We start from the raw sequence: 17,687 nt of genomic DNA on the forward strand, positions 1-17,687 counted from the left end.
CAGCGTTCGCCCGGCCTCAGTGCCGTCTCCGCCAGCGGGATGCCTGTGCTCGGCAGAGACTGCGCCCCTCAGCGCCTCTCCTCCCACATGACGATGATCTCGCCGGTCAGGCCATCGACGATCACGTCCTGTCCGTCTCTCCTCCAAGTGACGGCCCCGCCCGGCTCGGGCGCCGCGTTGAGGTCGACGACGTGCCCGGCGACGGTGGCCTCCACGGCCCCCGTGCGACGCGGCAGCAAGACCGTCACGCGGGCGTTACTCAGCCCGCTCACGGAGATCCCCCGCGTCATGAACGCCGGGAATGGCGCCACGTCGCGGCACTTCACCACGCCGGCGGCGGCCTGGTCGACGAGGACCCGGCACTCCACATGGAAGGACTTGGGCAGCTGGTGGACGCTCACGCCCTCCTCCATCCACGCCTCGCGCTGCTGCAGGAGGGGGGCGCCGCCGGGGAGGCGGAGGCGCACGGACGTGGTGGTGTCGGGCAGGTAGCCGCTGAACCAGTACGCGTTGTCGTGGCGGTGGATGGCCTGGACGACGCGGCCGGAGGCGGGGCCACGAAGGTCGTGCGAGACATGGATGCCCGCACGGCGCAGGAGACGCAGCATGACCTCGCCCGGATGCGCGTAGCGCTCCGGGTCGGGCGCCTGATGGTGACGTACCCCGCGGTCGTCCGGATCCGAGTAGGTGACCGGCGACGAGCCACGGACCCACATCACGCGGCCCTGCCCCAGCGGTCGATCGCTCGCGTAGACACGCTCACCATCCTCGGAGCGCGCGCTGGCGACGACGGTGGCGCCACCGGGCGCCGCCACCTCGGTCACAGGGCCGGCGGAGAGTCGCGCGGCGTGGGCAACCGGCAACCCTGAACCCGCCTCGTCGACGCCCGTCAGCGACAGGGTCCCGGCGACGCCGCCGTCGGCGACCTCCAGCCCGAGGAACTCGCGGCCGTCGGCCCCGACTGCCGACACGGCGCCGTAGGCCAGCACCGTTCCGCCTGCGGCGGCGTGACGGCGCAGGTGCTCGACAACCGCGGCCGTCAGGGCCCCGGCCGGAACGACGAGCACACGGCCGTCGACGGCGCCGTTCGCGACGGCCACGGCGAGGTTGTCCGTGCTCACCACGGTGTTGAGGGGCAGGCCGGCGTTGACCGCCGACGTCAGGTACCAGTCCTCGAAGTGCGGTCGGTTGATCGACGTGGGATCGGCCGCCATCGCATGGTGGTACTCGCGGAACGGATACACCCACACCAGCGGGCCCGCCTCGTCCGGGCGCGCCTCAAGCGCCGTGACGACGTGACCCGACACCTCCCGGCCGCAGCGGTCATCCAGGACGCCGTGGCACGTGTCGATCGACAGCACGTTGACCTCGTCGGGGGGCTGGGTGCGCCCGTGGGCGTCGAGGCGGGCGATGCTCAGGGGAAGGTAGATGTCGAACGGCTCCCGGTGGTAGAAGTCCCACCACGGCTGCTGCCAGAACCAGGGGTCGTTGGCGTAGAAGCGGAACCGGTAGCCCTCCGCATCCGCCGGCAGCATCGCGATCCGCGACATGAAGCCGGTGATTTCGATACCGAAGTCCTCGTTCAGCGGCCCCCAGGGCGAGTTGGGGGGCGGGGAGGAGATGTACCCCCGCTCGTACACCTCAAGGGCCGGCACCGAGTCCGCCCCGATGTCGATGCCCGCGGTGTGGTTCGTCCCTCTGACCTGGACGGGGAAGGTCAGGTGGCGAGACAGGTCGGCCCAGAAGCCGAGGGCCCGCTCGCGGAGTTCCGGCGTCCGCTCGGCGGCGAACCTCTCCCCGTCGAAGGACTCCCCCAGTTCCGACCAGGCATAGGAGCTGAACCCGAACCCGTTCGACAGCCACAGATAGTCGAATCCCAGCGCGGCCAGGTAGTCCTGGGCCTGGCGCCCCAGGAACTCACCGAAGGTCGTGCCCTCGGGGATCCCGGTGGGAAATGCGGCGTACGCGTGGTCGTCGGCGGACAGCACCGAGAAGTGCCGCACCATGGCGATGATGGGCCCGATGCCGACGTCCTCGCCCCGAGCCACGATCTCGGGATGCCGGTGGTACTTGAACTCCGACGGCGCGAACTCCGGCCCCGGATCGAACGTTGCCCCGACCTGGGTGGGGATGCCACGTCGACGACCCTCGGCCTTGATCTCGGCGACGAGCCGGGCGAGATCCCGATAGGTGACAGTCGGCGTGTGCTCGGCGAATGGCACGGCCCGCCGACGGGGCGGCTTCCATTCCCCGTAGGGGGCGGTCTCGGTGTTGTTGAACCCGATGAACCGGGCCCACTCGAATTCCTGGTCGAGGTCCCCGGCCCAGTCGAGGATCTCGCTGCCGTCGGAGGCCCACAGCAGCACGGAGCATTCCTCGGCTGCGTCGAGCAGGACCGACCAGTCGTCGAAGATGCGTGCGACGGTGGACGACAGCGTCTTGGCGCCGAAGTCGGCGAACGGCTTCAGCGACACCTCCAGGTTGGCGCGGCGCAGCGCCGTCGGTCGGCTCATCGGGCCAGGCTCTCACGGCGCCCGGCCGCGCGGAGGTCGGATCCGTGGATCCCCGCCGGCTGCGGGGATGCGCCTCCGGTCCGCCGCTGGCGGGGGGCGACCAGGTCGTTCGCCGTTCGCAGCACCGGCGCGCCAGTCAGTCTGGTGGTGAGGTGCGGCCTCGTGGACGCGACGGTGAATACCACCTCGTCGCCGGGGAGCAGCGTCACGAGCCCGCGGTCGACGGTGGCGTCCGGGTCGGCGTGGTCCACGAGCAGCGTCAGGTCCTTGGTGAGCGCGTGGGCCGTCACGGTCACCCGGTATCCCCCTGCCAGCTCCTCCGCGGTGGCGGTGACGGGATCGGCCGCGAGCTCGAGCCGCGTGTCCTCCTCGAAGTACCAGAAGGCGCGCTGACCGGATGACAGGTCGGCGACCACCAGCTCCCGACACGCGTTCTGCGACTGGGTGATGGTCGTGTCCAGCGGCACGACGAGACTGGCCCTGGGGTCGATCTGCAGCTCGATGATCTGGACAGCGAGGTGCCGCCCTTCGACGTCGATGCGCCGTACGGTCGCCGTCGAGGTCCAAGGCTCGTCCGACTCGTTGTGCAGCGTGAGGCTGAGTCCGCCGTCGCGTGGCTGGATGCTGCAGAGTCGGTCGGCGAACGCCTCGCGCAACGCGAACCACAAGGGCTTGCGGCGTCCGAGAGAGTCGACGGCAGACCAGGACACGACCGGCCAGCAGTCGTTGAGCTGCCACACGATGGACCCGGTGTTGAACGGGGCGAGCGAACGGAAGTACTCGACGCCGAATCGGACGGCCCGTGCCTGGTTGAGCTGCGTGGCCCAGTGCCAGTCCACGTAGTCCGTGGGGAGTGGCAGGTGATCTCCGAGCCCTCGCTCGAGCTTGAGATTTCCCGACTCCGCCTTCTGGTGGACGAGCATCTGCGCGCCGAACGGCGAGCGAGGCTCGTCGTGGACGACGGACTCGAGGGTCGCGAACGCCGGGGGCGCCTGGAACCCGAACTCGGAGACGAAGCGGGGGCGGTAGGTGCGGTAGGCGGTGTAGTCACGGCTGTTCCACACGTCCCAGATGTGCATGCACCCGTCGGAGTCCTGGTTCGGATGGAGATAGCGGTCGAAGGAGAACGGGCTGCCCTCGCTGTAGGGGACCTCGTCGGCCAGGCGTCGGACGAGCCCCGGGAACAGGTCCATGTAGTAGCCCTCCCCCCAGGTGGCCCCGTCCAGGGCGCGCCGCCAGCCCCAGTCCGCCCAGCCCCAGATGTTCTCGTTGCCGCCGTTGAGGAGCGCGAGCGACGGATGAGCGGCGAGCCTGACGATGGCCTCGGCGGCTTCCGCCTCGAACTCGTCCCAGAGCTCGGGATCCTCGGCGTAGGCGGCGCAGGCGAGCGTGAAGTCCTGCCAGACGAGCAGCCCCAGCTCATCACACAGGTCGTAGAAGTCGTCGGACTCGTAGATGCCACCGCCCCAGACGCGGATGAGGTTCATCCCCGCGTCGGTGGCGTCGTGGAGGGAGCTTGCCAGCGTCTCTCGCGTGACGCGCGGCAAGTAGGTGTCGGCGGGGATCCAGTTCGCGCCCCGGACGTAGATGGGACGGCCGTTGACCGCGACGGTGAAGCGGTTGCCGTCGGCGTCGGGCGACGTGTCGAGGGTGACGGAGCGAAAGCCGACGCGGCCGCGCCATTCGTCCAGGCAGTCGCCGTCGGCGTCGGTGAGCCGGATCCGCGCCGGGTACAGCGGCTGTTCCCCGTGGCTGCGCGGCCACCACGCCTGGGCGTCGGGCACCTCCAGGCAGACACTCGCCGCGCCGTCAGACACGGGCATGCTCACCCGGCGTCCCTCGACCTCGACGTCGAGGCTCAGCGGTGGGTGGCCGCGGTCGACTTCGACGTCCACGAGTAGCTCGCCGCCGGCGCCCGTCCAGCGCGTCCTCCGGCGCAGCTGAGTCATCCGGGCCCCGCTATGGCCCTCGAGCCGCAGTGGCCGCCAGATACCGGCGGTGACGATCTCCGGTCCCCAGTCCCACCCGAATGCGTAGGCGGGCTTGCGGATGCAGTTGAAGGGGTGCGGGTTGGAGTGCGGGCGCACGCCGAGGACCGCTTCGCGTTCCTCGGCAAAGCTGAGCGCCCCCCGGAACTCGACCCTCAGATCGTTGGTTCCGGCGCGGAGATGGTCGTGGACGGGGAACCGGTAGGAGCGATGGTGATTGCGCGCGTCGCCGACGAGTTGACCGTTGAGCCAGATCCGCGCCACCGTGTCCAGCCCCTCTGCGACGAGGTCGTGGTCGGTGTGCGAGTCGGGCTCCCAGGTGAAGCTGCGCGAGTACTCCCAGTCGGTGCGTCCGATCCAGGTGAGTGCGGACTCGTTGTCCCCGTCATAGGGGTCGGGGATCAGGTCCGCGGCGAGCAGGTCCAGATGCACCACCCCCGGGACGGTTCCCGCGATGCCGTCGCGGAGGACGGCCTCGAGGTGGGACGGGATGGGCCCCCGCGCCGCCCGGCAGGTCCACACCCCTCCGAGGTCGTGGACGGTCGGGATGCGGCGGGACGCCTCGTGAGGTGAGATGTGCACGGACAAGACTCCGATGGTGAATCGTGGGATTGTTCTGAGGCCGGCCAGGCCCGAACGATCCCGCGGCTGACCATACGCGACCTTGGGACGCCTGTAAAGCGGTTTAGCACATCTCCGCACTCCGGCCGATAGGCTCTGTGCATGAACCACCCCTCGGAGCCCTCCGCCAGGCGACTCACCATCGCCGAGATCGCCGCACGGGCCAAGGTCTCCCCCACTGCAGTCTCGTTCGCCCTCAACGGCAAGCCGGGCATCTCGCCGGAGACGCGTGACCGGATCCTGGAGGTGGTGAGGCAGTCGAACTGGCGCCCCAACTACGCCGCCCAGGCGCTCTCGATGTCCAAGGCCGGCGTGATCGGGGTCGTCACGATTCGGCAGCCGGGTCAGCCGTTGTGGTCCGCGAGCTTCGGCGGCCACTTCCTCGCCGGCGTCCAGGCGGCACTGGCGGAGAGAGGCGTGCTCCTCATCCTTCACACGGTGGATTCGCTGGCCGACGAGTCGGCCCTGTACGAGCGATGGATGAGCGAGCGCCGGGTGGACGGCGTTCTGGTCATCAACCCCCACGTCGACGACCCCCGACTGCGCGAACTCGAGCGCGTCGGCCTCCCCGCGGTCATCGTCGGCGACACCAGGGACCGCTCGCCGCTGGCATGCGTGTGGACCGACGACGAGGCCGCGGCGGAGCGCGCCGTGGGCTACCTGGCCGAGCTCGGACACACGCACATCGCACGCATCGGCGGCGACCTCGACCTGCTGCACTACGCCATCCGCGAGCGGGCCTTCATGGCCGCGGCCCGCCGCGCCGGCGTGCGGATGAGCGCCGAGACCATCGACGCCGACGCCGGGGCCGCCGACGCGGTGGCCCTCCTCGCCGATCGGGCGGGCAACCCGCTGACCGCCGTCATCGTGGAGGACCTGGAGTTCGCGGTCCACCTCACCGGCGCCTTGATCAGCCGCGGCATCAGGGTCCCGCAGGACGTCTCGGTCCTCGCGTGGGACGACGGTCCCGCGGCGACGCTGGTGACCCCCACGCTCACGTCTCTGTCGCGTGACATCGCCGCCTACGGCAGCCTCGCCGCCCAGGAACTCCTCGATCTCATCGGCGGCGCGGCCCCCCGTGCAACCCAGGGGACCACCACGGATCTCATCGTCCGGGAGAGCACATCCACGGCCAGGGGTTGACACTAAAGCCCTTTAGTTGTTGACTGGTCTCACCGGCCAGGTCTGAGCACTCCCATCCACTCAACGTCGAGAGATTCGAGGACACAATGCGTGCATCATTGCGGCGCCACATGGCTGCCACCGCGGGCGGGATCATGGCTCTGAGCCTGTTCGCCTCCTGCTCCCCCGCCGAAACCCCCAGCGGCGGCGCCGCCGCCGGGTCCAGCGGCTCCGCGTCGGCCACCGCCGAGGAGCTCGGCGGCACCCTGGCCCTCGCCACCACCAGCGACATCGGCCCCAAGCTCTTCATCGAGGACTTCCAGGAGGAGACGGGCGTCACAGTCAACGGCACCTACGCCGAGGCCGGCGCGCTGGGCGAACAGCTGCGGATCCAGATCACCTCGGGCACAGCCCCGGACCTCTTCCGCTCCGCTCCTGGGTACGCCGCCCCGTCCTCCGTGCTGAATCTGGCCGAGGAGGGCGCCCTGATGGACCTGTCGGACCAGCCCTGGGCCGCGAACGTCCCCGAGTCGTTCTCGCGCCTCCAGCAACTGGACGGCAAGACCTACGCCTTCCCCACCTACGGTCAGGCGATCCTCGCGTTCTACAACAAAGCCGTGTTCGAGGAGGTCGGCGTTGAGCCGCCGACCACGTGGAGCGAGTTCATCGACGTGCTGGACCAGTTGAAGGCTGCCGGCAAGGTGCCCCTGGCGCTCGGCCTCGCCGACAACTACGTCATCCAGTTCCTGCCTTACGCGCTGTCGGCGACGCTCGTCAACGGCCTCGAGCCCGACTTCTACGACCAGCTCGAGGCCGGCGAGACGTCGTTCGCCGAGTCCGCGGGCTGGCGCGCCACGTTCGAGCAGTTCCTCGGCCTCATCGAGGACGGCTACACCACGCCCAGCCCCCTGGGCATGCCCGGCGATCCCGCGATGCAGTCCGTCGGCAACGGCGAGGCGGCCATCGTCGTGATGCCTTCGGCAGCCTCGCCGGTCCTGGCCGGATTCATGGAGGGCGGCGCCGACCAGATGGGCTCGTTCGCCATCCCGGCCACCGACAGCGCCGACGAGACGCACATTCCCTTCACGCCGGACTTCCTCGTGGTCAACGCCAAGGCCGAGAACCCGGACGCGGCGCTGGCGTTCCTGGAGTACATCTCCGAGCCGGAGCGCACCGCCGCCTGGGCTGCCGAAGTCGGCGCGATCCCGGCCCTCACGAACGCCGAGCCGCTGGACAACCCGCTCAACCAGACCGTGCAGCCGTTCCTCGATGAGGGCCGCACCACGCCGTTCGCCAACCACGTGTGGCCTGGCGGGCAGGTGGCCACCGCGCTCATGGAGGTCGGCCAGCAGGCCGTCGAAGGCTCGAAGACCGTCGACGATCTCCTGCAGGCGCTCGACGCGGCATACCAGGAGAGCATGTCGTGAGCATCGCTCTCGCCGAGAGGGGGTCTGCGATCCCGCAGGCCCCCTCGCCGGCCGCGCCGGGCCGGCGGCGCCGCGGCGCGCGGCTCGTCCCCCAGTGGTTCCTCCTCCCGGCCCTCGCCCTGTACGCGATCGTGGTGCTGTACCCCTCGGTCGCCGGCGGCTGGTACGCCTTCACCGACTGGAAGGGTGGCGCTGAGGCCAACTGGATCGGCCTCGACAACTTCCGCGAGCTCATGGCCGATCAGGCCGCCGTCGCCTCGCTGCGCAACACGCTCACCATCGCCGTGACGCTGACCGTCGCGCAGTCCGGGCTCGGCCTGCTCCTGGCGCTGGCCCTGAACTCCGCCATCCGGGCCCGGAACCTCCTGAGGACCCTGTTCTTCGCCCCGATGATGATGCCGCCGGTCATCGTCGGCCTGCTGTGGCAGTACATCTACACGCCCGACGGCCCCCTCGACACCGCCATGGGCGCCCTGGGCATGGACGGGCTGATCCAGAGCTGGCTCGGCAACTCCCAGCTCGCGCTGTGGGCCATCATCGCCAGCGTCATCTGGCACCACGTCGGCATGTCGATGGTCATCTTCCTCGCCGGACTCCAGGGAATCCCCGACGAACTGTACGAGTCCGCCGCACTCGACGGGGCGAGCACCCTGCAGCGCTTCTGGTTCGTCACCCGCCCCCTGCTCGGCCAGGCCACGACCATCGCCACCGCCCTCACCATGACGTCGTCCCTCAAGCTCTTCGACCAGGTCTTCGTCATGACCGGTGGCGGGCCCGGTGTCTCCACGCAGACCCTCTCGCTCATCATGTACCGGGAGGCGTTCGTCTACGGCGAGTACGGGTATGGGTCAGCGATCGCCCTCGTCCTGACGATGATCGTCGCCTTCATCGTCTTCCTCCAGATGTCCGTCACGCGGCGGGGAGAAACCGAAGCATGAGCACCTCAACCAGCATCCCCGTTCCGCCGACGACGGCGACCCCCGTCCGCCGCCGCTCGCGGCGCCGCCCTCGCCAGGGCTACGGGCGCCCGATCCTCGAACTCGTGATGGTCCCCGTCACCATCGCGTACCTGTTTCCCCTCTACATCATGGTCACGATGTCGTTCAAGACGACCTCGGAGATCGCGTCGTCCACCGTCGCGCCGCCCGCGTCCCTGTTCCTCGGCAACTACCAGACCGCCTGGGAGTCCGCGGACCTCGGCCGGGCGATGGTCAACAGCCTGCTCATCACCGCGGTCAGCATCACCGTCGCCGTCCTCATCGGCGCGATGGCCGCCTACGCGATCGTGCGCGGCAGCCGGCGGACCAGCACGGCGAAGCTCATGCTCTTCCTCCTCGGACTGATGATCCCGGGCCAGCTCGGAATGGTGCCGCTCTACATGCTCATGCGGGACGTCGGCCTGCTCCAGACGCACGCCTCCCTCATGATCTTCTACGTCGGCAGCCTCATGCCGATGACCGTCTTCCTCTACACAGGGTTCCTCAAGACGCAGTCGCCCACGTACGAGGAGGCCGCCAAGATCGACGGCGCGGGCTGGTGGCGCGCGTTCTTCCACGTGGTGTTCCCCCTGCTGCGGCCGGTGACCGGCACCGTGATCATCGTCAACACGATCAACACCTGGAACGACTTCCTCACCCCGCTGCTCTACCTCGCGGGCACTGAGAACCGCACCCTCCCGGTGGCCGTGTTCTCGTTCCAGGGCGAGTTCGCCAGCGAGTGGGGCCTGATCTTCGCCGGCATGATGATCGCAGCCCTCCCCGTGCTCATCGTGTACTTCTTCCTGCAGCGCCACGTCATCCAGGGCTTCGCGGGCGGACTGAAGGGTTGAGCCTGTCCGATGAGGTGCCGGGCGGCTGGCTGCCGCTCGGCAGCAACACCCACCTCCCCGTCCGCGTCGGTCCACCGTTCAACGCGGCCCGTGCGGCGGGTGTGACCACCCGGCTTCACCACCCCCTGACCGGAGCGCCGCGGACACTGCGGCTCGTCTTCGCCAACTGGATGAACGACGGCGGCCGCGATGCACCCGGTCCCAACGCCCTCACCCTCGGAGTCACCGTGGAGTCGGCAGGCGACCCCCGTGCGGTCCGCTTCGCAGGCCTCCCCGAGGTGACCCTGATGCCCGGCCAAGCGCTGGTGTCCGACCCGCTCGATCTCGGCGCCGCCGCCGACGCGATCACGACCACGACGCGCGTCCGCCCCACGTCAGGTGACCACGTCCCGCTCGGGCCGGAGGCCGACACCACAGCGGGCGAATCCGTCCAGGCCCTCCTCCCCGACGGGACCCGCGACGTCCTGCGCCATGGCTTCGGCCCCTGCCAGATCCTCGGCGTCCCCACCCAGGACCACCACCCAGAACACGTCCTCGTCGTCGGCGACTCGAACGCCGTCGGCTTCGGCGACCAGCACGGCAGCGCCGAACACCTCGGATGGGTTCGGCGACTGTTCGACGGCCGCCGCCTCGCCGTCAACGCGTCCACGAGCGGAGCGACGGCCGCCGCGGCCCTCGCCGAGGGGCCCTCGCTTCGGCGCGCCCAGCTGTCGGCGGCTGCCGCGCCCGGGTTGGCCGTCGTCGCGCTCGGCACCAACGACCTCCAGCGAGGCGGCGACCTCGCCGCGGTGCAGGCTGCCCTGCAGTCCCTGTGGCGTGTCCTCAGCGACGAGGGATGGCGCATCGCGGCGGTCACCGTCCCGCCCGTCACGGAGTCCAGCGACGCCTGGGTGACGGTCGACTCGCAGGCCCCCACTCCCGGCCACCGGGAGCGAGTGGCCCTCAACGAGTGGCTCCGCCGCCGCCCGGACCCTGTCGACGAGGTGTGGGACCTCGCCGAGGTCGTGGCCGCCGGTTCCACGCGGTGGAGACCGGGCATGACGCACGACGGCGTGCACCTCAGCCCCCAGGGACACGCGGCGGTCGCTCACAGGTTCGCCGATCGCTTCCGCTGAGAGCGAGCACACGCGAGGGCCGGCCGGGTTGATCCCCGGCCGGCCCTCGGTCCCTGGTCAGCTCTCGATGCGCAGAATGGCACTCCGCCACTTCGTGAGCGGCACCCGGATGCCCTGCGCCGCCAAGGCTGCGGCGTCGCCGCTGAACACCTCCTGCCCGCTCTCGGCCACGAGCCGGAACGTGCCGGTGCGCTTGAGGATGGGATGGATCTTGTCGCGGTCCTCGTTCTTCGCCGCCCGCCGATAGACGACGACGTGCTGCGGACCCTCCGTCCACACGTGGTCCGTGCTGGTCCGCTGGTCGACGGCCACGCCGGCGTCGCTCAGGAACTGCGCGAGCTTCTGCGGCTTGAGGGCCTCCATGTCGTCGACCCAGAGGATCGGAACGGGGAAGCCGTCGGCCGCCAGCACGCTCCGAACACGCTCGTCCAGGTTGCGTCGATCCACAACGACCGCCTTGTAGTCGAACTCCGCGCTCAGACCGTCGACCTGCTCGAGCCCTGTCGGGACCATCGTCAGGAGCCGATCGATCACCTCGTCATCGGTCAGCAGATGGAACGGACCGAGGTGCAGGTCGAGCGCCAGCCGAACGAACGGCACGACCGAGAAGTTGTGACCGTTGGCGATCGGCACGGCGGCCGGGTTCTGGATGACAGCAACCTCGGCGGCGGACCAGTCCACGGGGCCGGCCGCGTACACCGGCGCGAAGCGGGTGAAGTGGCGGTCGAAGGACTCCCGGAAGGGCACGAAGTCGGAGGCGTTGTGCCACAGCGCCCAGTGGAGCTGACCCACGGCGCCGGCGGCGTAGTACTGCGCCAGTCCCGCCTCGATCATGTAGTCGCCGGCCTCCCGCTGCGTCATGTCGGGCAGGAACGACTCCCAGCCATAGCTCCCGCCCTCGCCGTTGTATACCGGGGCACGGCCGGTCGAGTACGGCGCGAACAGCGACGCGATGGCGTGGGAGAAGACGGCGTCGACATCGCGGGCCAGCCACGGCGACCGGCGCTGCTCAGCATCCGCCCGCAGCGGCAGGGGCGCGTTGGGCATGTAGTGGTGGGGCGCATTGCCGTCGACGAGGTTCGGCAGCTGCCAGGTGGACACCGACGTCGAGACGTCGTGGCCGTAGGCGGGCACCATGGCGAACACCAGTCGCTCGGGATCGGCCGATTTCACCGCGAGGGCGGCCTGCTCCGTGACTCGTCGCCAGTTCGACTGGATGGACATGAAGGCGTCGTGCGGCTCGTTGTGCGGGATCTCGATGCCCATCACGTTGGGATCGCCCTTGTAGTGGGCTGCCAGCCAGCGGTGCGCGTCGAGGAGCGCCGCCAGATGGTCGCGGTCGGCGAGGTTGAGCGTCCCCCGCTCCGTCGGCGACGGCGCCAGGTAGCCGAATCCGGTGCCGGGCTTGCCCGTGCCGGCGTCGTGGTTGTTGCCGCCGCTCCAGTAGTCGTAGGGGTCAACCGGGTAGCGGTGCCAGTCGAAGATCAGCCGGACGCCGTGCGCGCCGGCGCGGGCGACGAAGTGATCGAGCATGGCCGGCCATGAGGTGTTCATGCCGCGCGAGGAGATCTCACCGGCCCACGCGTCGTCGTCGGGGAAGACACCCCGGGCGGGCTGCACCATGCCGAGGTTGATGGGCACGCGGACGGCGCCAGCCCCCACGCGGCTATGAGCGCGACATCGGCGTCCAGCCCGGTCCAGTCGGCGTTGCGGGGGAACTTCAGCATCATGAGGTCGTAGTTGAATCCGGTGAACCCGAACGCCCGGTCGCCCTCCATGAGGCGGCCGTCGACCACCCGGAGCATCGCGAGGTCCTGGGGTTCGCGCACTTCCACCGGGAACTGGTGTGTCACGCCGAGGTGGTCGACGGAGATCTCGGCCGAGCCAGCCCGCAGCGGTGTCAGGTACCCGTAGGCGTTGACGGCGACCACGTCCGGTGCGCTCGACATCAGCTCCGAGTGCTGCGTGACCTCCTTGCGCTTGCCGTCGGCGTACACGGCCCGCACGACGAGCGGGACGATGTCCTCGTCGCCCGTGAGGATCACGGGGAGCCCGGTGGTCTCCAACGTCGACGGCGGCACGGGCTCGACGGTGTGCTCGACCCGGACGTCGTCGAACCACGCCGTCGCGCTCGTCGAGCCCAGGGTCATGTGGTCCTTCCACAGCTGCAGCTCGAGCCGGATCACGTCCTGCATGCCGGCGATGTTGTTCCAGTGGGTCACCTCCACGTGCTGCCACCCGGCGGCGCCCGGGGTCACGTTGACCTGGGCGTTGCGCTGCCCCTGCGTGGAGCTCACGAGGCGCACTTGGACGCGGGTGACTCGTTCGGTGGCCACCTTGAAGCTCACCTTGGTCACGGCGAGGCCGTCCAGGGTCTTGCGGAGGGCGACGTAGCGCCCCGCCTTGGCGAAGTCGCCCGTGAGCCTGCCCGACCGCAGCCCCTCCGCCGCGCGGGTGTCGTCGCGGACGAACTCGGCGACCGCGGCGCCGTACTCGTTGCCGAGGTGGACCGCCCACGGCTCATGGCGCGACTCGAAGTGGCCGACGACGTCGATCCACGTGGTCGGGGCCGCGCTGGCGGTGCCGACTGGGCCTGCCGCGAGCAACGATGTGGCGACGACGGCGCCGGTTCCGATCAACAGACTGCGCCGTGACTTGGGTGTCCTGCATAGACCCTGCTCCTGGGTAGGGCGCCCGCTCCTTTGCTAAAGCGCTTTAGTAGTACATCGTGGGGCCACGATCGACCACGGTCAATGGATCGACGCGATCCGGTTCAGGGGCGCAGCGCGGCGACGGCGACCACCGACGCACCCGCCACGGCCGCGACCCCGGCCGCCACCCACGCCGGTCCCAGCAGCGACGACGGCACCCCACTGAGCGCCACCACCGCGAGCCCCGCGCCGGCGCTGACTCCGACGAACCCCACCACGCCCAGCGCCATCCGGCGGGCTGCACGGGCGGTGATCGCGGCGTACGACGGAGCCGCGGCGGCGAGGGCCGTCACCAGGTGGAACCCCGCGACCACCGCCGCCACCGTCAGCCACTGCCACCAGCGGGCGTCGGCTCCGCCGGCCAGCCACATGATCGCCACGACCGCGACGACCCCCAGTGCGGCCCCCGAGTCCGGGCGGACGGCGGCTGCCAGCGTCAGCACGGACCCTGCCACGAGCAGCGCCGTCGACAGGATCATGGGGAACCAGAGCCATCCCAGGGCAGCGGCCCCGAGCCCGGACGCGAGGACCCCCACCCGCAGCACCCACTGCGGGCCGCTGGTGATCCGGAGGGCGTAGAGCCAGCCGGCGACGAGTTCGGCCAGATCCCTCATCGGCCGAGCACCCGCCTGGGGGCGGAGCGGGCCGCCTCCATCGACAACAGCACGCTGGCGAGGCTCCCGGTCCCCCGCCAGGGCGTCACCGGGATGCCGAGCGACCGGAGCCGCGCCACCGCTGCGTCGCGCTCCATCCTCCGGATCATCCATGCCTCGCCGAGGAAGGTGTCGCGCCGGAACGACGCGATGTCGTCGAACCGGCCGATCTCCTCCGGCAGCGTGTCGACACCGATCACCTCTGCGCCCATTCGGCGCAGCCGCACGATCTCGTCCTGCGCCTCGCGCTCCAGGAGCGGCGAGCAGAAGAACACCAGCATCCCGCTGGTCAGGGACCCCACCGGCCGGAGCATGTCCCAGTCGGGCACGCTGCGGTTCGCCCGCGACAACACGTTCAGCACCACCCGCGCCTGCCGGGGGCCGGTTCCGGAGCGCACGTGGCCGATGCGGCGGCCGAGGTCGTGGATGGCCACGCGGTCGCCGAAGCCGACGTAATGCCGCGAGATGGCGGCGACCGCCCGCACCGTCGCGTCCAGGCTGGTGGCCGCGCCCGCGTCGGCGGGGACGATGTCGAGGAGCGTGTCAGCCACGATGAGCACGTCGGTGTCGCGTTCGGTGAGGGTGGAGTTCACGTGCACGGCCCCCAGCCGCGACGTCACGCGCCAGTTGATCCGCTTGAGCCGGTCGCCGGGCCGGAACTCGCGGACGTCGGCCAGGTCGCTGCCGTCACCGCGGTGCCGCGAGCGGTGCATGCCGACGATGCCGATCGGGTGGGCGACCCCGCTGCCGCCCTCGAGGGTCGACGACGCGGGCCGCACCGTCACGGTGACCCGGGGCAGCATCGTCGACGCCCGCCAGGAGCCGCTGGGGTCCGCGACCGCCACGCGGCCGGGGCCGACGTCGTAGCGGCCCCACCGCTCGGGCTGCACCGCCATCGTCACGCCCTCCGGCACCACGGCGTCCACCACGGTTCCGGCGTCGGGCTCGAGCGCGACGCCTGCCCGCACCGGCCATTGAGCCGTGACGAGCGACGACGGCCACGCCGCCGAGACTGAGACCGCCAGCGGCACCGACTCGCCCTCCGGCACCACGACCGCCCGCGGGCGCACGTCGACGCGCGGCGCACCGCGCCGTCGCATGCTCCACCCCCAGGCGAGGTGCACCACGAACGGCGCGACGAGCACCACGAGGTCGGGGCGCCGGGCCGCGAGCGCGACCACCCCGAGGACGGCCGCGGCACCCAGGGACCGCAGCAGCGCCGGGGTGTGGGTCAGCTGCATCACACGCTCTCCGCGTCGGGGACGGGGACGGCGTCCAGCACGGCCCGCACGATGGATTCGGGCGCGACGTTGTTGAGCCACAGCTCCGGCCGGATCACGATGCGGTGCCCGAGCGCGGGCACGGCCAGGCGCTTGACGTCCTCAGGGATGACGAAGTCGCGGCCCTCGATCAGCGCCAGCGCCCGCGAACACAGCAGCAGCGCCAACGACCCGCGCGGCGACGCCCCGACCAGCGTGTCCTGGTGGTCGCGCGTGGCGCGGACCAGGTCGATGGCGTAGCGCCCCACGGACTCCGCGACATGGATGCGCTCCACGCAGTCCTGTACCGCCAGCAGGCCGGCGGGGTCGAGCACGGCCGGCACCGTGACCTCCTCGCGCCGCCGTTCCATCCGCCGCGACAGCACGTCCCACTCTTCGTCGAGCGACGGGTATCCGAACGCCAGGCGCAGGAGGAACCGGTCGAGCTGGGCCTCTGGCAGCGGGTAGGTGCCCTCGTGCTCGATCGGGTTGGCGGTGGCCAGCACGTGGAACGGGCGCGGCAGCACGAACGTGTGACCCTCGACGGTGACCTGGCGCTCCTGCATCGCCTCCAGCAGCGCGGACTGGGTCTTGGGCGGGGTGCGGTTGATCTCGTCGGCCAGCAACAGTCCGGTGAAGACCGGCCCCTCCCGGAAGCTGAACTCGGCCGTGTGCTGGTCGAAGATGTAGGAGCCCGTCAGGTCGGCCGGGAGGAGATCGGGTGTGAACTGCGCGCGGGTGAACTCCAGGCCCAGGGCTTGGGCCAGCGACCGGGCGGCCAGCGTCTTGCCCAGGCCGGGGAGGTCCTCAAGCAGCACGTGACCCCCGGCGAGCACCCCGGCCAGCACCAGCGTCATCTGGTCGCGTTTGCCGACCAGGGCGGTGTCGACGGCGTCGAGGACCTGCCTGACGAGCGCGGTGGCCTCCGCGGGGGCGAGCGCATCGGGGCTGCTCATAGCGAATCGATCTCCTTGAGGTGGGCGTGCAGGGTCTTGCGGGTGAGGACCTGCGCGTGGTCCGCCTCGGCGCTGCGGAGGTAGCGCAGCAGCGCCGGGGAGAGGGCGCCGTGGGCGTGCGCGAGAGGGTCCGGCACCCCGTCGGGCACCCGCCCGGACAACACGAGCCGGCGGGCGGTGAGGTCGCCGAGCTGCCGGGCGAGCCGGCGCGCGTCGAAGTCGCGGCCGGGCTGGGCGTGCGCGAGCATCGACGAGGTCCTACGGGTTCGGATGTCGGCCTGGAAGTGCGGAGAGCGGGTCTCCCACGACGGCTGGACCCACTCCGGGGGCTCGCCGGCAGGGCGCAGGTGTGCCCCGGCCCACGTGCCCACCGCGACGACGACGGCGGTCAGGAACGCAATGAGCGGATCGACCCGCAGGCTGAGTGCGCCGTCGACGGCGACGACGATCGCCGCCAGGCCGAGCCACACCGCCAGCCGCAGCGCGAGTCCACGCGCGGCCGTCACGGGGCCGCCCTGCCGGTGAGCTGGGCGCTGAGTGTCTCCAGTGCCGCGATGGCGCGGTCGCGGTCTGCGTCGGTCAGCTCGTGCGTGGAGAACATCGCCTGCCGGTACAGCTCGGCCAGGTCGCCCAGCGCGGTGGCGTCGACGGCGGCGTGGCTGAGCACCTCGACGGTGAACTCTTCCGACGTCTGCGCGGGCCGCCGGAAGACCCCGGAGGAGACCGCGACGTGTTCGAGCCGGCGCCAGCACTCGATGACCGCCCCGTCGACGGCGATCCCCCGCCGCAGCTCGGCGACGGCCTCCTCCAACGTCTCGGCCAGCTCCTCGTCGTCGATCTCGGGGATCTCGGCCTCGTTGCCGGCCGGGTCGGCGGCGTGACGCCGCTCCGTGCGGATGAGCTCGGCCCGCAGCCGGTAGAGGAAGGCTCCGACGAGGGCCAGGAGCGCGGCGGCGACGAGCAGCCGGAGCACGTCGTCGGCCCACGCGGGCAGGACGAGGGGTTCCACGTCCGGGGCGGGGAACAGCGGCGACGCGGAGGGCAGGACGTCGAGGTCAGGCAGCGAGGGCGCCGGCTCCGGTGACAGGGTGGGCGCCGGCCTGGGGAGGATCTCGACGGCAGAGGGGCGCGGGCTGGCCGCGCCGAGCACCACCACCGCGAGGAGTACGAACGCGGCGGCGACCGCGAGGACGGTGCCCGCCCAGTGTCGTTGCGGCGCGCTCACTGGCCTCCGCCGTCGACGAGCTTCACGGTGACGACGTCGTCGCCCGACTTCACGCCGTGGGTCCGGAACGCCTCAAGGACCCGCTGGATGACCGCGTCCTGCGCGGTCCGGGTCTCCAGCTGGCGGGCGCCCGACCAGAACCGCAGGTCCATGCGGACCGTCGCCGTCCCGATCTCGCGCAGCAGGGCGTCGGGCGCGGGCCCGCGAACACGGACGGCACTGTGCTGATGGCCCCGAGCGCCACCAGGCGGGCGCGGCTGAGATCGGTG

At 71.0% G+C, this 17,687-nt stretch carries 15 protein-coding genes; 5 read left to right on the forward strand and 10 right to left on the reverse strand.

Annotation, left to right across the window (positions count from 1 at the left end):
* Positions 1-68: 68 nt before the first annotated feature.
* Together BCR15_RS07750 and BCR15_RS07755 are read right to left on the reverse strand one after the other, a co-directional pair.
* A complete protein-coding gene (locus BCR15_RS07750) occupies positions 69-2,513 on the reverse strand; it encodes a hypothetical protein (RefSeq protein ID WP_068751626.1) in 2,445 nt (814 codons plus the stop codon).
* Positions 2,510-5,083, reverse strand: coding sequence for a glycoside hydrolase family 2 protein (locus BCR15_RS07755; RefSeq protein ID WP_068751627.1), 2,574 nt, complete (start codon positions 5,081-5,083; stop codon positions 2,510-2,512). The genes BCR15_RS07750 and BCR15_RS07755 overlap by 4 nt, the downstream gene beginning before the upstream one ends.
* A gap of 141 nt (positions 5,084-5,224) precedes the next feature.
* Here BCR15_RS07755 and BCR15_RS07760 point away from each other — a divergent pair, with 141 nt between their 5' ends.
* From BCR15_RS07760 to BCR15_RS07780, 5 genes are all read left to right on the forward strand, one after another.
* Positions 5,225-6,265, forward strand: coding sequence for a LacI family DNA-binding transcriptional regulator (locus BCR15_RS07760; RefSeq protein WP_068751628.1), 1,041 nt, complete (start codon positions 5,225-5,227; stop codon positions 6,263-6,265).
* 110 nt (positions 6,266-6,375) lie between these two features.
* Positions 6,376-7,671, forward strand: coding sequence for an ABC transporter substrate-binding protein (locus BCR15_RS07765; RefSeq protein WP_068751629.1), 1,296 nt, complete (start codon positions 6,376-6,378; stop codon positions 7,669-7,671).
* Positions 7,668-8,609: a carbohydrate ABC transporter permease gene (locus tag BCR15_RS07770; RefSeq protein ID WP_068751630.1), complete on the forward strand. Its 942-nt coding sequence runs from the start codon at positions 7,668-7,670 to the stop codon at positions 8,607-8,609. The genes BCR15_RS07765 and BCR15_RS07770 overlap by 4 nt, the downstream gene beginning before the upstream one ends.
* Entirely contained in the window at positions 8,606-9,499 is an 894-nt protein-coding gene (locus BCR15_RS07775) for a carbohydrate ABC transporter permease (RefSeq protein ID WP_078919782.1), read from the forward strand. Before BCR15_RS07770 ends, BCR15_RS07775 begins: the two co-directional genes overlap by 4 nt.
* Positions 9,496-10,614, forward strand: a complete 1,119-nt coding sequence (locus BCR15_RS07780; protein ID WP_141680071.1) for an SGNH/GDSL hydrolase family protein — start codon at positions 9,496-9,498, stop codon at positions 10,612-10,614. Before BCR15_RS07775 ends, BCR15_RS07780 begins: the two co-directional genes overlap by 4 nt.
* Positions 10,615-10,671: 57 nt before the next feature.
* Here BCR15_RS07780 and BCR15_RS07785 read toward each other — a convergent pair whose 3' ends face one another.
* From BCR15_RS07785 to BCR15_RS14940, 8 genes are all read right to left on the reverse strand, one after another.
* Positions 10,672-12,255 (reverse strand): cellulase family glycosylhydrolase, encoded by a 1,584-nt coding sequence (locus BCR15_RS07785; protein WP_068751632.1) that lies wholly within the window; start codon positions 12,253-12,255, stop codon positions 10,672-10,674.
* Positions 12,165-13,253, reverse strand: a complete 1,089-nt coding sequence (locus BCR15_RS07790; protein ID WP_068751633.1) for a hypothetical protein — start codon at positions 13,251-13,253, stop codon at positions 12,165-12,167. The genes BCR15_RS07785 and BCR15_RS07790 overlap by 91 nt, the downstream gene beginning before the upstream one ends.
* A 134-nt stretch (positions 13,254-13,387) precedes the next feature.
* The gene (locus tag BCR15_RS07795) at positions 13,388-13,939 is read right to left on the reverse strand and encodes a hypothetical protein (RefSeq protein WP_068751634.1); all 552 of its coding nucleotides are present in this window, start codon (positions 13,937-13,939) and stop codon (positions 13,388-13,390) included.
* Positions 13,936-15,219, reverse strand: coding sequence for a DUF58 domain-containing protein (locus BCR15_RS07800; protein ID WP_068751635.1), 1,284 nt, complete (start codon positions 15,217-15,219; stop codon positions 13,936-13,938). The genes BCR15_RS07795 and BCR15_RS07800 overlap by 4 nt, the downstream gene beginning before the upstream one ends.
* The gene (locus BCR15_RS07805; RefSeq protein ID WP_068751636.1) at positions 15,219-16,193 is read right to left on the reverse strand and encodes an AAA family ATPase; all 975 of its coding nucleotides are present in this window, start codon (positions 16,191-16,193) and stop codon (positions 15,219-15,221) included. The genes BCR15_RS07800 and BCR15_RS07805 overlap by 1 nt, the downstream gene beginning before the upstream one ends.
* Positions 16,190-16,699, reverse strand: coding sequence for a hypothetical protein (locus BCR15_RS14640; RefSeq protein ID WP_068751637.1), 510 nt, complete (start codon positions 16,697-16,699; stop codon positions 16,190-16,192). Before BCR15_RS14640 ends, BCR15_RS07805 begins: the two co-directional genes overlap by 4 nt.
* Complete coding sequence (locus tag BCR15_RS07815; protein ID WP_068751638.1) at positions 16,696-17,418, reverse strand: DUF4129 domain-containing protein; 723 nt, start codon at positions 17,416-17,418, stop codon at positions 16,696-16,698. The genes BCR15_RS14640 and BCR15_RS07815 overlap by 4 nt, the downstream gene beginning before the upstream one ends.
* Positions 17,415-17,570: a hypothetical protein gene (locus BCR15_RS14940; protein WP_153302378.1), complete on the reverse strand. Its 156-nt coding sequence runs from the start codon at positions 17,568-17,570 to the stop codon at positions 17,415-17,417. The genes BCR15_RS07815 and BCR15_RS14940 overlap by 4 nt, the downstream gene beginning before the upstream one ends.
* Positions 17,571-17,687: the final 117 nt, after the last annotated feature.

It is taken from the genome of Tessaracoccus lapidicaptus (assembly GCF_001693815.1).
Lineage (GTDB): Bacteria > Actinomycetota > Actinomycetes > Propionibacteriales > Propionibacteriaceae > Arachnia > Arachnia lapidicapta.

Coding starts and splice junctions, on each gene's coding strand:
- BCR15_RS07775 (WP_078919782.1), top strand. CDS start 8,606: ATGAGCACCTCAACCAGCATCCCCGTTCCGCCGACGACGGCGACCCCC.
- BCR15_RS07750 (WP_068751626.1), bottom strand. CDS start 2,513: ATGAGCCGACCGACGGCGCTGCGCCGCGCCAACCTGGAGGTGTCGCTG.
- BCR15_RS07760 (WP_068751628.1), top strand. CDS start 5,225: ATGAACCACCCCTCGGAGCCCTCCGCCAGGCGACTCACCATCGCCGAG.
- BCR15_RS07805 (WP_068751636.1), bottom strand. CDS start 16,193: ATGAGCAGCCCCGATGCGCTCGCCCCCGCGGAGGCCACCGCGCTCGTC.
- BCR15_RS07765 (WP_068751629.1), top strand. CDS start 6,376: ATGGCTGCCACCGCGGGCGGGATCATGGCTCTGAGCCTGTTCGCCTCC.
- BCR15_RS14940 (WP_153302378.1), bottom strand. CDS start 17,570: ATGGACCTGCGGTTCTGGTCGGGCGCCCGCCAGCTGGAGACCCGGACC.
- BCR15_RS07800 (WP_068751635.1), bottom strand. CDS start 15,219: ATGCAGCTGACCCACACCCCGGCGCTGCTGCGGTCCCTGGGTGCCGCG.
- BCR15_RS07795 (WP_068751634.1), bottom strand. CDS start 13,939: ATGAGGGATCTGGCCGAACTCGTCGCCGGCTGGCTCTACGCCCTCCGG.